A 14,508-nucleotide genomic window follows, 5' to 3' on the forward strand; every position below is an offset into this window, starting at 1 on the left:
TATCGGATGTATGGCATATAATAGCCTCTATGAATGGCAGGAGATAGAAGCATTAGAACTTGGCAATAAAAAAATAGACGAGCTCCGAAAAGAAATAAACAATATCAATATTCAAATGATAAAATTTTCTCTATTGGGTGAAACAATACTGGAATGGAACGATAAAGATATCGAGCATTACCATGCACGGCGTATGGCAATGGACAGTATGCTCTGCCGTTTCAAGGCCACCTATCCAGCAGAGCGCATCGATAGTGTGCGCAGTCTTTTAGAGGATAAGGAACGACAGATGTTCCAGATAGTCCGGTTAATGGATGAACAACAATCTATTAACAAGAAGATAGCCAATCAAATTCCGGTTATTGTACAGAAAAGTGTGCAGGAACAGTCCAAAAAGCCAAAACGAAAAGGTTTCTTAGGCATATTCGGCAAAAAAAAGGAAGTAACTCCAGCAGTATCAACCACTATCCTTCATTCGGTCAATAGAAACGTAATCAGCGAACAGAAAGTGCAGGATCGCCAATTGTCGGAACAAGCCGACAGCCTTGCAGCTCGTAATGCAGAACTTAACAGACAACTGCAAGAATTGATTTGCCAAATAGAAGAAAAGGTACAAACCGAACTGCAAAGCCGGGAAAACGAAATAGTTGCCATGCGTGAAAAGTCATTTATGCAAGTAGGCGGTTTAATGGGATTCGTTCTTCTATTGTTGTTAATTTCCTACATCATCATACATCGTGATGCAAAAAGCATTAAACAATACAAGCACAAGACAACTGATTTGATAAGGCAACTGGAACAATCCGTACAACGGAACGAGGCACTGATAACGTCAAGGAAGAAGGCGGTACATACTATCACCCATGAACTGCGCACACCGCTGACAGCAATAACAGGCTATGCCGGACTGATACGGAAAGAACAGTGTGAGGATAAGTTCGGGCAGTATATCCAAAACATACTGCAATCCTCCGACCGTATGCGGGATATGCTTAACACTTTGCTTGACTTCTTCCGCCTGGACAACGGCAAGGAACAGCCCCGTCTGTCACCCTGCCGGATTTCAGCAATCACGCACACACTTGAAACGGAGTTCATGCCTGTTGCCGTGAACAAAGGGCTGTCCTTGTCCGTGAAGACTGGACACGATGCCATTGTATTGACCGACAAAGAGCGAATAATACAAATCGGGAATAACCTGCTGTCAAACGCTGTCAAGTTCACAGAAGAAGGCGGTGTTTCTTTGATTACTGAATATGATAATGGAGTTCTGACACTGGTCGTTGAAGATACAGGTACAGGCATGACAGAAGAGGAACAGAAACAAGCGTTCGGTGCGTTTGAACGTCTATCAAATGCCGCCGCAAAGGAGGGTTTCGGGCTTGGGCTTGCCATAATGCGTAATATTGTGTCGATGCTTGGCGGAACAATCCGTTTAGACAGCAAGAAAGGGAAAGGCAGTCGTTTCACAGTTGAAATTTCTATGCAGGAAGCTGAAGAACAGCTTGGATATACAAGCAATACACCTGTTTATCATAACAATAAATTCCATGATGTTGTCGCCATTGACAATGATGAGGTATTACTTCTGATGCTGAAAGAGATGTATTCCCAAGAAGGAATACACTGCGACACTTGCACCGATGCTGCGGCACTGATGGAAATGATACGCCAGAAAGAATACAGCCTGTTGCTGACAGACTTGAATATGCCCGATATAAACGGTTTCGAATTGCTGGAACTGTTGCGTTCGTCCAACGTGGGCAATTCACCAACAATCCCGGTGGTTGTGGCAACCGCTTCGGGCAGTTGTAACAAAGGGGAACTATTGGCAAAAGGCTTTGCCGGATGCCTGTTCAAACCGTTCTCCATATCGGAACTGATGGAGGTTTCCGACAGGTGTGCCATAAAAGCGACACCGGACGGGAAACCGGACTTTTCCGCCTTATTGTCCTATGGCAATGAAGCCGTCATGCTGGAAAAGTTGATAACTGAAACAGAAAAGGAAATGCAGGCGGTACGGGATGCAGCAAAAGAAAAAGACCTGCAAAAGCTGGATTCCCTGATCCACCACCTGCGCAGTTCGTGGGAGGTGCTCCGTGCCGACCAACCGCTGAATGTACTTTACGGATTGCTTCGTGGCGATGCTCTCCCGGATGGTGAAGCGTTAAGCCATGCCGTGACTGCCGTGCTGGATAAGGGAGTGGAAATAATACGGTTGGCAGAAGAGGAAAGGAGAAAATACGAAGATGAATAAGACAAAAATAATTGTGGTGGAAGACAACATCGTGTATTGCGAATATGTCTGCAATATGCTGTCACGGGAGGGCTACCGCAATATGAAGGCTTACCACCTCTCAACCGCGAAGAAACATCTGCAACAGGCAACAGATAATGATATCGTGGTTGCCGACCTGCGTCTGCCTGACGGCAGTGGCATAGACCTTTTGTGCTGGATGCGAAAGGAGGGAAAGATGCAGCCCTTCATCATTATGACCGACTACGCCGAAGTTAATACCGCCGTGGAAAGCATGAAACTCGGCTCGATAGACTATATTCCCAAACAGCTTGTGGAGGATAAACTTGTCCCCCTGATCCGTTCCATACTGAAAGAACGTCAGGCAGGACAACGCCGTATGCCTATATTCGCCCGTGAAGGTTCCGCCTTTCAGAAAATCATGCACCGCATAAGGCTGGTAGCCGCCACCGATATGAGCGTGATGATATTTGGTGAGAACGGCACGGGCAAGGAGCATATTGCCCACCTGTTGCATGACAAGAGCAAACGTGCAGGCAAGCCATTTGTGGCGGTGGACTGCGGTTCACTCTCCAAAGAGCTTGCACCGTCGGCTTTCTTCGGACACGTCAAAGGTGCATTTACAGGTGCGGACAATGCCAAGAAAGGATATTTCCATGAGGCGGAAGGCGGCACGTTGTTTCTGGACGAGGTAGGAAACCTCGCGTTGGAAACCCAACAGATGTTGCTCCGTGCCATACAGGAGAGGCGGTATCGCCCGGTCGGAGACAAGGCAGACCGGAATTTCAATGTCCGCATCATCGCTGCTACCAATGAAGATTTGGAGGTATCGGTGAATGAAAAGCGTTTTCGGCAGGATCTTCTGTACCGCCTGCACGACTTCGGGATAACCGTTCCTCCGTTGCGTGACTGTCAAGAAGACATTATGCCGCTGGCAGAGTTCTTCCGTGATATGGCAAACAGAGAGCTGGAGTGTAGCGTGAGCGGGTTCAGTTCCGAAGCACGTAAAGCGTTGCTGACACACGCATGGCCGGGCAACGTGCGGGAACTTCGGCAGAAAGTTATGGGTGCTGTATTGCAGGCGCAGGAAGGTGTTGTCATGAAAGAGCATCTGGAACTTGCCGTGACGAAACCGACCTCTACTGTCAGCTTCGCCTTGCGCAATGACGCGGAGGATAAGGAGCGGATATTGCGTGCGTTGAAACAGGCAAACGGCAACCGGAGTGTCGCCGCAGAACTGCTCGGCATAGGCAGGACAACACTATACAGCAAACTTGAAGAGTATGGACTTAAATATAAATTCAAGCAATCATAGCCCGTAATTCACTGAATTTGGCTATCTTTGCATAACATTTGAGAAAAACGGCGATTGGCAGGAGCTTTTCGCCGCCAACATATAGGATAAGACCGCAAGGCGTTTCAAGCGAAAATCTGGTAAATTGGAACTACGGAGACGATTGCGTGATGCTTATGCTATGCTTACGCATAGCGTGCATTCACGTACTCTCCGTAAAGGCTTTACCAGAGCCATCGCTTGAAGGTAGTGTGAATTGCACGCTACTTTTTTACCCTTGCCTAACGAAAGGAAACGATTATGGGTAAAGTTCAGATTCTCGCCGTACTGACGATGGACGGATGTCTTTCTTCAGAGTTATATGATAAAGCACATCAGGATTTGTGCCTTGACCGTTGCGGTCTTGATGAAATCAGGAAGAAAGCCTTTTACCGTGTGACACCGGACTATTCCATTTCAATGCTGCACGAATGGAGAAAAGACTGCACAAACATCCGTTACCTCGCGGAAGCCACACCGGACACGGCAGACTATATAAACGGACTGCTGCGGATGCACGCTGTGGATGAAATCATACTATACACCGTTCCTTTCATATCCGGAAGCGGACGACATTTTTTTAAGTCGGCTCTGCCAGAGCAACACTGGACGCTTTCCTCTTTGAAAAGCTATCCCAACGGTGTATGTCGCATTATCTATATCCTTGATAAAAAAGCAAGATAGCCAAAATGTGCGGCAAGCATACATTTCTATTTTCAGGAATAGAATAAATGTTCCGATTACAAACAATTTAAGTCGGAGATAATTTGTCCTTGTGAAAAAATACTGAATTTTATACCTCTGAAATCCAGCACTTTGTAAAATTGAGTGTTGGATTTTTTATTTTCTGCCGCGTTTTTTGCCAATTATATTCATGTGCGCACGCAGAAAACAAAGTGTAATTTTCAAAATTGACAGAACCATGAATTATTTCTTGCTGGCGGAAACCGACTTTTTCCGCCTGATAAACGAAGCCGGCGACTGCAATATGGAAACGGCATACACGGCTTTCGCCACCCAAGTGATCGAACTGTGCAACGGCGGCATGGACATGAACCTTACCGTCATCGCGCTTGCCTACATCGAAATCGAGTTGCAGCACCATCCCGTACGTAATCTGTCAGAAGAAAAAAGAGAGATTGCCGCCTACGTCAGCAAGGCTCTGTCTTTCGTAAGAAAGATGCAGAAATTCCTTGCCACGCCCCAAGTGCCACCACTAATATCCGCCAACAACGCAACAGAAACCACCGCCAGCCTTCTTCAATGGACGGGCAATGCCATCGACCTCGTGGAACTTATCTACGGCATAGACGTGATGGGCTGCATCAACAACGGCAATATGCCGCTCAAACAGCTCGCCCCACTTCTCTATAAGATATTCGGGGTTGATTCTAAAGACTGCTACCGCTTCTACACTGATATCAAACGCCGGAAGAACGAAAGCCGCACCTATTTCATTGACAGGATGCAGGAAAAACTGAACGAGAGAATGTTGCGTGATGAGGAGTTGGAGCGGATGAGAAAATAAAAAAATATCCATTACATATGAGAAGACAGGAATACTCGTATCCTGTCTTTTTATTTTCATTTAATTATATATTAATTAGCACAATATATGTGAGTTTTTCATTCCTATAAGGACAAATTTCAGAAACGTATGTCTGGTAAATTATTGAGTCATCATAGTATGAACATATATCATTACTAAAAACAATGAAACAACTTCCATAAGATTGTGGTTGTAAAAATCGCCATTTAATAGCCCGTTTTTTTTGTAAAATTCGCCAATTAAAAAAATATGATTATCTTTGCATTATATTTTATAAGGTATGGAAACAGTAAATAGAATACTTCAAGAGAAGATTACAGCACGAATCGCGCCCAATAAAGCAGTACTGATTTTTGGTGCTCGCCGTGTTGGTAAAACGGTAATGATGCGTAAAATTGTGGACAACTATTCAGGTAGGACGATGATGCTCAACGGCGAAGACTACGACACATTAGCACTATTGGAGAATCGCTCAATAGCCAATTATCGGCATTTATTGGATGGTATTGATTTGCTGGCTATTGATGAGGCACAGAACATACCACAAATCGGTAGTATTCTGAAGTTGATAGTTGATGAAATACCGGGAATAAGTGTCTTGGCAAGTGGTTCTTCGTCATTCGATTTGCTGAATAAGACTGGTGAACCGTTGGTCGGCCGCAGTACGCAATTTCTCCTTACACCATTCTCGCAACGGGAAATCGCACAGACGGAAACGGCACTTGAAACCCGCCAGAACCTCGAAGCGCGCTTGATTTACGGTTCCTATCCCGAAGTAGTAATGATGGAGAACTATGAACGTAAAACAGACTACCTACGTGATATTGTCGGTGCATACCTGCTTAAAGATATCTTAGCAATTGACGGCTTAAAAAATTCGAGCAAGATGCGCGATCTACTGCGATTGATAGCTTTTCAGTTGGGCAGCGAAGTTTCTTACGAAGAGTTAGGTAAACAACTCGGCATGAGCAAGACGACCGTTGAAAAATACCTCGACCTATTGGAAAAGGTCTTCGTTATCTATCGTCTGGGGGCTTATTCGCGTAACCTACGCAAGGAGGTTACAAAAGCTGGCAAGTGGTACTTCTACGACAACGGCATTCGCAATGCCATTATCGGGGCTTTCTCACCGCTGGCCATTCGGCAGGATGTCGGTGCGCTGTGGGAGAACTACATCATCGGAGAGCGGCGCAAAGCGAACTTCAATGAGGGACTGCACAGGGAGTTCTATTTCTGGCGCACCTACGACAAACAGGAAATCGACCTGATTGAGGAGAGTGCCGACAGTCTTACCGCCTTGGAGTTCAAGTGGGGAAATAAAATGCCGGCCGCACCGAAAGCCTTCCAAGAAGCCTATCCCTATGCCGAGTTTCATGTGGTAAATCGGGAGAATTATTTGGAGTTCGTATAATCAATAAATTACGTATATGGAAACAAAACTACAATCCAAACAGCAATATCCGCGGTTTATCCAAAATAAACCGTGTGGTATTGACAAATTCGATGGAGGTTCGCAAGAAAGGTTGGCAAAAACTATTGCTCGCCATTTTTGTCAGAATGATTCATTGGATGAGGAATGTACTTTACCTCGAATTATCGGCATCGAAGGTATTTGGGGATCTGGAAAATCCAACGTGGTTAAAATGTTGGAACGTGAATTATCAGACGACTATTACTTTTTTGAGTATGACGCATGGGGACATCAAGAGGACTTGCAACGCCGCTCTATATTGGAATTGCTTACAAGCAAACTTATTGATGATGGTATCCTATCTGGAAATGCAACAATAAAAGTCAAAGGTGGAGGTACGAAAACCGTATCATGGTCTGAAAAGCTGAAATATTTATTAGCCCGTAAAACGGAGACCGTAACCGAAAAATATCCCCTTATCAGTAATGGTATGGTTGCGGCATTTTTGGTTGCAGTTTTAACTCCGATATTTACATTTATTGCGTATGCAGTAAAACCTACACCCACAACATGGTGGTTTTCTTTATTGTCTATTATCATAGCTGCACTGCCAGTTCTTATTGCATTGTGCGTTTGGAAATGGGCATATAGCAAAGATCATAAATATGGATGGAGTTATATGTTAGCTATTTATCAAGATAAAGTCGAAAAGGACGTTTGCTATGAGACTTTGAGCGAAGACGAACCAACGGTTTACGAGTTCAAAACATGGATGCAAGACATTTCTGATTTTATCAAGGAAAAAGGACAACGTAAATTAGTCCTTGTTTTTGACAACATGGATCGTCTCCCCGCTGAAAAAGTAAAAGAATTATGGTCTTCTATCCATACGTTCTTCGCCGATAGCGGTTTTGAAAATGTTTGGGCTGTTATTCCTTTCGATGAAACACATTTAGCTTGTGCATTCGGAGATGAGACCGACGAACAAACGAAACAACTGACCAAGTATTTTATCAATAAAACTTTCCCTATTGTTTATCGTGTTGCTCCTCCTGTTATTACCGACTATCGAAGTATATTCAACAAACTGTTTGTTGAAGCATTTGGAGAAACAGAAAATGAAGCGAAAGAAACTATAAATCGGATATTCAGATTGGTAAATCCTAATGCCAATGTTAGGGAAATTATATCATATATCAATGAGATGGTCGCTCTTAAACAAGAGTGGTGTAACGAAATTTTGATGATAAACATAGCATTGTTCTGTTTGAAGAAGACGGATATTCTGGCAAATCCAGTAGAACAAATATTGTCCGGCGACTATCTGAATGGCATTCAAACAATAATTAACAATGATCTGCAAACACAACGCGAAATTGCAGCTTTGGTATATGGTGTCGATGTTGAAGATGCTCGACAAATTCCATTGAAAAAATATATTGAAGGCTGCATCAACGGAGAAGAAGACCACGACATAAATCAATATGCAGAGACTAATAAACAATTTGACACTGTATTAGAAGAAGTTATACAATGTATGGACAATGCGCTTATCGATAAGATTATACATTGTTTGCATAAATTAACTCGAAAGAGCGATGTTATTCTGCGTGTATGGCAAAGAATAGCACAATTGAAATTAAAAGAATCCATAGAGAAGCAGGTGTTCCCTGTCGAATACCAAGAACTGCTGTTGCATTTAGACACGGAAAGCCAAAACCATGTGATTGCTCAATTATATAAGAAGATAGTTCGGTTCAATGACTTCAATGGCGGCGACTATTTCAAAACGTTAGATGCAATAGACAGGTTTATTGCGCAAAATAAGTTGGCGTGCGATTTTACGTCATTGATTGAAGCAAAAACAGTCAAGCCAAATACATTTATCGATTATATTCAAGCTGCAAATGCAACAGATGCTGCCTATCGGGATAACGCGACAACTAAAGCATATAAATATTATCAAGTAGCAACAAATTCGGAGGCGCTCGATAATTATTTGGCAAACTTACTACCCGATAATTTCGACCATGCAGATATTGTAAAAACGTTAAAAGATAATTCTACCTATACGTTTCCAACGCTTTTGCAAGCGATCACGAATTGCATTGATGAACAGAATGTAAATAAAGATAATATAGGGGCTATATTTACAACCTATCGTTTATTGGCATCTGACGAAGAAAGACCTTTACCTGTAACGTTAGATTCAACCTACATAAATCAGTTGCATTCTGAATTAGAAACTGATGGCCGAAACATTAAAGAGTCTGGATATTACGATTTAGTCGCCATGCAATTGGCACATGGTCATTCCGTTTCCTTAATAGAGGGTGGAGATATAAAATATGTTGCAGAACTCATGGACTATTATGTGGATCATGGAGACTTATTAGTAAATAGTGTGGGATGGAATATACCGCTATTAAATGAAACACTACAATACATGGTAAATCATAAACTTGGCTATAAATTATTGCTCTCAGACATATTGCCCCAATTTGAAGATATTAAGAACAGAATAGGTGTAACGGATGAGGTATTTATCGAGCATTTAGCAGAGTGGAATACCGATTTGGATAAGTATATCACTAAGAACAATATTAAAGATGTAATTCCTGACGCATCTTTTTACGATTTGACCACTAAAATAAGCAATGTCCTGACCGATCATATCAATAAAATAGCGTTCGAAGCGTTGTCTGAAATAAGTGTTGATACATTATACGCCCAAAGAACAGCACATACATCATATTATTGGTTTGTCGCAATAAAACATTTACTGGCTAAAATCAAATCCTTGCCAGATAACTTGACTGAATTTGGCAAAAAGATTCTGATGGATATTGCTTCTGGAACTCAAAGTTTGAATCCTTTCCCTAATTGTTTCAAGAATATAGTTGAAAGATTGGATAAACGAAAAATTAAATCGACAGTTACCGATATAAGAAATGATTTCTGCATCGGTAAAAAGACTATCAATGCAATAAAGTTTCAATTTTTCGAAACATGGCTTAGATCGCATGGTAATTTGAAAAGTCAAGCTGGAGACGTTATTGATAAAATAGTGAAACCTGTAATTTCCGATGGGGCATGCCGTTCATTGATTCTGCAAAACAAAGATTTTTATATGGATTTAATAAATACAGCAGGGGATGATGCTTATGAATTGAAAAAGAGTCTCCGAAACCTCATACAAAAAGATTCAGATCCGCAATTGGTTAAATTTGTCAATTCGATAGATTCAGTACCTGAGGTTGAAACCGCGTAAGTATTTGTCTAACAAGTCCGAATTTTACGATTTTACCCGTCAGAACTGAAGTGCCCCCCAAAAAAATTGTATCCAACTTTTGGGGGTCACTTCAAACTTCGATAGGGATAATTTTCAATTTTGGGGACTTGTTAGACAGTCTCATTATCTGGTAGCAGTTTACACAGCACCGGATCGTTTTTGATACGCTCCAGTTCCTCCTGCACAATCTGCTTCACCTCTTCCTTGATGCGCCGGTAGTTCGCCTGCACCGTTTCCTTCATGCGGTCGTTGCCGTCCTCGTCCGTGAAGTTTGTAATGACGGGAATTTTCTTGTAGGCACTTTCTTCCCGTTTCACCTTTTCGGCATCCACCACAATCTCGCAATGAAAAATCTTCTGCTCGATACGCTCGTTGAAGTTGTCGGATACAGAACCGACAAACATTCCCTGCGTAAGCCCGGAAATCTTACTCGGTGGAATGAGCGCGTCCATCTGCGTGTTGATGGAGGTGGAAACATCCTGCCGGTTGATGGAGATGGACTGCCGTTTCTGCAACACCTTACCGAACCGCTCGGAGAGCGTCTTGGCTGTTTCCCCCACCACCTGACCGGAGAAAATATTGCCGACAGTGTTCATCACCACTTTCGCCTCTTTGTCCCCGTAGTCACGCACTAACTGGCTGAAATCCTGAAAGCCCAGACACACGGCAACCTTGTTGCTTCGGGCGGTAGCTATAAGATTGTCCAACCCTTTGAAGTATATTGTGGGCAACTCGTCGATGATGACCGATGACTTCAGCATCCCCTTCTTGTTGATGAGCTTCACGATACGGGAATTATACAGACCGAGTGCCGCACCGTAGATATTCTGACGGTCGGGATTGTTACCCACGCAGAGGATTTTCGGCTCTTCGGGATTGTTGATGTCCAGCGTAAACTCGCTGTCTGACATCACCCAGTAGAGCTGCGGTGAAATCATCCTCGAAAGCGGGATTTTTGCCGACGCTATCTGACCCATGAGCTGCTCCGCAGCCCCTCCAAGCCACGCATCCATGAACGGCGAAAGGTAGTTCTCCAGCTCCGGATAAGAGGTCAGTATCGGAAATATATCCTCGTAACGGCGGTTCAGAAACTCGATAGCATGGGGAAACGTGCAAAACTTCCCGTTCTGATAGATTTTGAGATACCAGATAATACTGGCAAACAGAATGATAGGTGACTCCACGAAGAAGTCGCCCTGCTTTTGCACCCACGTTTTATTGAGGTTGAGCATTATTGTGTAGGCACTCTCATAGGCATCCGTAATATCTTCCATAAAATCCGGGTGAATGGGATTGCACCGATGAGAGCGTCGCGGGTCGTCGAAGTTGATCACATAGAACTTCGGCTTTACCTTGTAGCCGTCCGGGTGGTTCAGCAAATGGTTGTAGGCAATAGTAGATAGGTCGGGATACTTGAAATCGTAGATGTATTGACTAAAGCCCTTTTCAATCTGTTGCTTGATAAAATTGTTTACCACGGCATAGGACTTGCCGCTGCCCGGCGTACCCAACACGATGGACGCACGGAAGGGATTAACTACATTGATCCAACCGTTGTTCCAGCGTTTCCTGTAATAGAAACGTGTCGGCAGATTGACCGAATACTCGCTTTCGATAAGCCTCGTTTCCTGCATGAAACTCTCGTTCTCGTTGTTGAAAACATCCTCCATCAAATTGTGTTTCAACAGGCGGCTCATCCACAGACCACCCATCAACAGGCAGACATAGCCCGTTCCAATGGTAAGGACATACAGTCCCGTCACCGCTTCAAGCGGCAGCGGCAGGGGCAGCAACCACCAGTTCAGGAAAAACAGCACGAACCCGACGGCAAATGCTGTCCAGATTCTCCCCCAAGTGATTTTCTCACCCTTGACACCCTTCGTACCCAGACAGGACAAGGCAAGCAAAAGGACGGAAAACAGCTTCGTGTAGAGAATGGAATGGAACAGCCCCGCCGTGCGGTCGAAGTTCAGAAGGATTTTGTCCACCACGCCGATGTTCACGCCCCACAGCCGGATGGCTTCGTAGCAGAACCAGTACACGTTCATGACCACTAAAATGATACTCACGGCACGCAGAAAATCCATGATTTTCGCCAATGCCCTCAAATCGTCTTCTTGTTGTGACATACATTGATTTTTTAATTGTTGATACTCTGATTACATACCCAAGCCCTTGCGTTTTTTCTTCTTTTTGCGCTTCATCGCCCGGATGAAAGCCTCTTCCTCGGCATCTACCGCCGGACCTTCGGGAGTGAGCAAGCCCATACCGCCCGATATATCTTCACTGTCGTAGGCGGTCTGCCCGTGTGCCTTGTCCGCAGCATCCACAGGGATGGATAGCGGTATCGGCGGTTGTCCGGCGTATGGCAGGGTGAAGTGTTCCTGCAAGGCATTCGCCGAAAGCTCCTTACCCATGCGCGAACCGTTCAGCACGCATCCCGTGCGGTGGTCGATGAAGGTAGCCCCATAGATGCGCCCTTCCTCTGTGTAGCGCAGTACGGTGTCGATGCCCTTCTCTTTGAGTTGGGATACAAATTTGTCCTTGTCATAAGTGCCTTGCAGCACGGAAAGGACGGTGCGTTTCGTCATGTCTGCCAGTTTCCTATCCTTGATTTCCGATTTGGAACGGACAAACTTCTTCTGTACGGCTTCATAGCCTGCGGACTTCCCGAAAAGCGAGGATTTGAACGGGTTGCCCACCTTGTTACCCTTGTCGTCCGTGACGGAATAGACCAGCCCGTGATACTCCCGTCCGCGCACGTTGCCCCTCGCTTCCTCCACCGTCATATTATATAAGGAAAGGAGCGCACGGTATTCGCCCATCGTCTGGAAACGGTACTGCCCATTCAGAGCCTTCACGGTGTTGCCTACCTGCTTCTTCACATCACCTGCCGATGCGGCCACCTTGCGCAACGGATTATCCAATCTCTGATTTTTACGTTCTGCCGGATGCAATCCGTACTTCTGTTCCAGTTCCCTGCGGATACGGTCGCTGCGGCGGTAGAGAAAATCCCGGTTGAGCCTTTTCCCGTTCTCGTCCACGTTGACCGTCACGATGTGCAGGTGGTGGCGGTCGATGTCCTCGTGCTTGAATACAAGATAAGGCTGGTTTCCGAAACCGAGTTTTTCCAGATACTCGCGGGCGATATTCTGCAACTCAATATCGGTCAGCATATCCTCCGGGTGCGGGTTGAGAGAGATATGCACCACCGGCTTCTCGATCTTCATCTGCGGTGGCAGGAAGGTGAGAAAACCCTCCATCGCCTTGCCTATGTCCACCGTTCCCGAACCGTCATTGTAGATGCGGTTGGTGGTGAGAAGCCGCCCCTGCGCCTCGTTAATCTTCTCCCCGTTGTAGGCAATCGCGCCGTACAACGAACTTCCTACACTGATTTTTGCGACCATTTTGCCTCCATTTCCCTTGAAAGTTCCACAATCCGGCGGCTCAGTTTCACGAGTTCGACGGTGTGTTGCTCTAATTTGTAGAGCAACGCCATCGCCTTTTTCTCTGAAAAATGCAGCCTCAGTTCCTTCACGACTTGGTTGTAATTCGTACCCACGGCACGGAATTGTGCATGAAAATCCGACAGTTTGGTGTAATAGTCCACCAACGTCTTGTCCACCTTCAGCACCTTGAACGGTTGCCCGAAGAAGTGCGCTTTGAGGAAAACAGACCGTGCATAGACACCCGATTTTCCGAACATGGCGAGGAAACGGTTGTGTTCCTCCTCGTTGAAACGGACGGTGTACCGGTACACCGCCGGATCAAGTTTGGGATTTCTCCCTGATTTGCTTTTCCTTTTCTCTTTCATATTACTTTGGATTTAGCGGATTGACGGCATAAGCCGCCGCTTCGGATTACAGCACCGCAGTTCTGAAAGGCTTCCCGACTTCGGAGGGAAAGCCCGCCCCCTGCAAGGGCAAGTGCTTTTCGTGGCTGCTCAAAATATTTTGAGCGGCTGAAAAGACATCTTGCTATGTTCAGGTGAACATAAAAATCCGTCAGGGGACGGATTGGGAAAATACCTTTCAGGACTCCGGGCCGCGCGTCATCGGCGAACCCTGCTGTCCGGGTGCAAAGTTACGCCCTTAAAGCGGTATCGGACAGATGCTTGACCCGGTCAATGACTGCCAACCGGCGCAACGTGCCGCCACTTGCCGGAGAAGTGATACAGGTTCCAAAATATACTTGTTTATTTGCAGCATGATTCAAGAAACGAACGATTTGAAGATATGATAAACGGAACATTCAAATACCCGGAAATCCGCTTCTTCGGATACTTGCCGAAACGGATACCCGAACCGTCGGAAACCCGGTTCTCCGACAATTCGGTGACGTATGGATTCAATGACTTCATGACGCAATGTCGTCAATCACCATTTGTCCGACGCACCGCTTCACCACAGAACCGGATACGCGACGACCCGCCTGCGTGTGTAGTCACGGAAGCGGATGGTGCGACAGCCAAATCCGTATGGAAACAGAAAAACAAATCATCAACAATTAAAATAAATGGAACTATGAGTAAGGAAATCTTCGTTGCATTCGCAACACAGAAAGGTGGCATCGGCAAATCCACTGTCACGGTGGAAAAGCCACACTAATTTGACCCACGCTGGCAAAGTATTTTAGACCCAGTAAAACGATTTATTATTGACCCACT

At 45.1% G+C, this 14,508-nt stretch carries 9 protein-coding genes and 1 pseudogene; 7 read left to right on the plus strand and 3 right to left on the minus strand.

Features of this window, described 5'->3' with window-relative positions:
• Position 1: 1 nt before the first annotated feature.
• The 6 genes from AC1EK4_RS11260 (at position 2) to AC1EK4_RS11285 (ending at position 9,821) form a co-directional block, all read left to right on the plus strand.
• Positions 2 to 2,257: a hybrid sensor histidine kinase/response regulator gene (locus tag AC1EK4_RS11260; protein WP_480358301.1), complete on the plus strand. Its 2,256-nt coding sequence runs from the start codon at positions 2 to 4 to the stop codon at positions 2,255 to 2,257.
• Positions 2,250 to 3,572 (plus strand): sigma-54-dependent transcriptional regulator, encoded by a 1,323-nt coding sequence (locus AC1EK4_RS11265; protein WP_004291471.1) that lies wholly within the window; start codon positions 2,250 to 2,252, stop codon positions 3,570 to 3,572. Before AC1EK4_RS11260 ends, AC1EK4_RS11265 begins: the two co-directional genes overlap by 8 nt.
• Positions 3,573 to 3,851: 279 nt before the next feature.
• Positions 3,852 to 4,274 carry a dihydrofolate reductase family protein gene (locus AC1EK4_RS11270; protein ID WP_004291474.1) on the plus strand — a complete coding sequence of 141 codons (423 nt, stop codon included), beginning with the start codon at positions 3,852 to 3,854 and terminating at the stop codon, positions 4,272 to 4,274.
• A gap of 238 nt (positions 4,275 to 4,512) precedes the next feature.
• Entirely contained in the window at positions 4,513 to 5,118 is a 606-nt protein-coding gene (locus AC1EK4_RS11275; protein WP_004304269.1) for an RteC domain-containing protein, read from the plus strand.
• Between the two features lie 301 nt (positions 5,119 to 5,419).
• Positions 5,420 to 6,550 (plus strand): ATP-binding protein, encoded by a 1,131-nt coding sequence (locus tag AC1EK4_RS11280; protein ID WP_004291480.1) that lies wholly within the window; start codon positions 5,420 to 5,422, stop codon positions 6,548 to 6,550.
• Between the two features lie 16 nt (positions 6,551 to 6,566).
• The gene (locus AC1EK4_RS11285) at positions 6,567 to 9,821 is read left to right on the plus strand and encodes a P-loop NTPase fold protein (protein ID WP_004291481.1); all 3,255 of its coding nucleotides are present in this window, start codon (positions 6,567 to 6,569) and stop codon (positions 9,819 to 9,821) included.
• Positions 9,822 to 9,952: 131 nt separating this feature from the next.
• Here AC1EK4_RS11285 and mobC read toward each other — a convergent pair whose 3' ends face one another.
• Genes mobC through mobA form a run of 3 tightly spaced genes read right to left on the minus strand, consistent with a single transcriptional unit; the run spans position 9,953 to position 13,656 of the window.
• Positions 9,953 to 11,971, minus strand: a complete 2,019-nt coding sequence (mobC, locus tag AC1EK4_RS11290) for a conjugal transfer protein MobC (protein WP_004291482.1) — start codon at positions 11,969 to 11,971, stop codon at positions 9,953 to 9,955.
• A gap of 30 nt (positions 11,972 to 12,001) precedes the next feature.
• Complete coding sequence (gene mobB / locus AC1EK4_RS11295; RefSeq protein WP_480358304.1) at positions 12,002 to 13,249, minus strand: conjugal transfer protein MobB; 1,248 nt, start codon at positions 13,247 to 13,249, stop codon at positions 12,002 to 12,004.
• Complete coding sequence (gene mobA, locus AC1EK4_RS11300) at positions 13,228 to 13,656, minus strand: conjugal transfer protein MobA (RefSeq protein WP_004291488.1); 429 nt, start codon at positions 13,654 to 13,656, stop codon at positions 13,228 to 13,230. The genes mobB and mobA overlap by 22 nt, the downstream gene beginning before the upstream one ends.
• A 421-nt stretch (positions 13,657 to 14,077) precedes the next feature.
• On the opposite strand from mobA, the pseudogene AC1EK4_RS11305 reads away from it, so the two are divergent.
• Positions 14,078 to 14,431 (plus strand): annotated as a pseudogene (locus AC1EK4_RS11305) (ParA family protein); the annotation flags it as partial.
• Positions 14,432 to 14,508: the final 77 nt, after the last annotated feature.

The sequence above is a fragment of the Prevotella sp. C0026C3 genome, assembly GCF_056590795.1.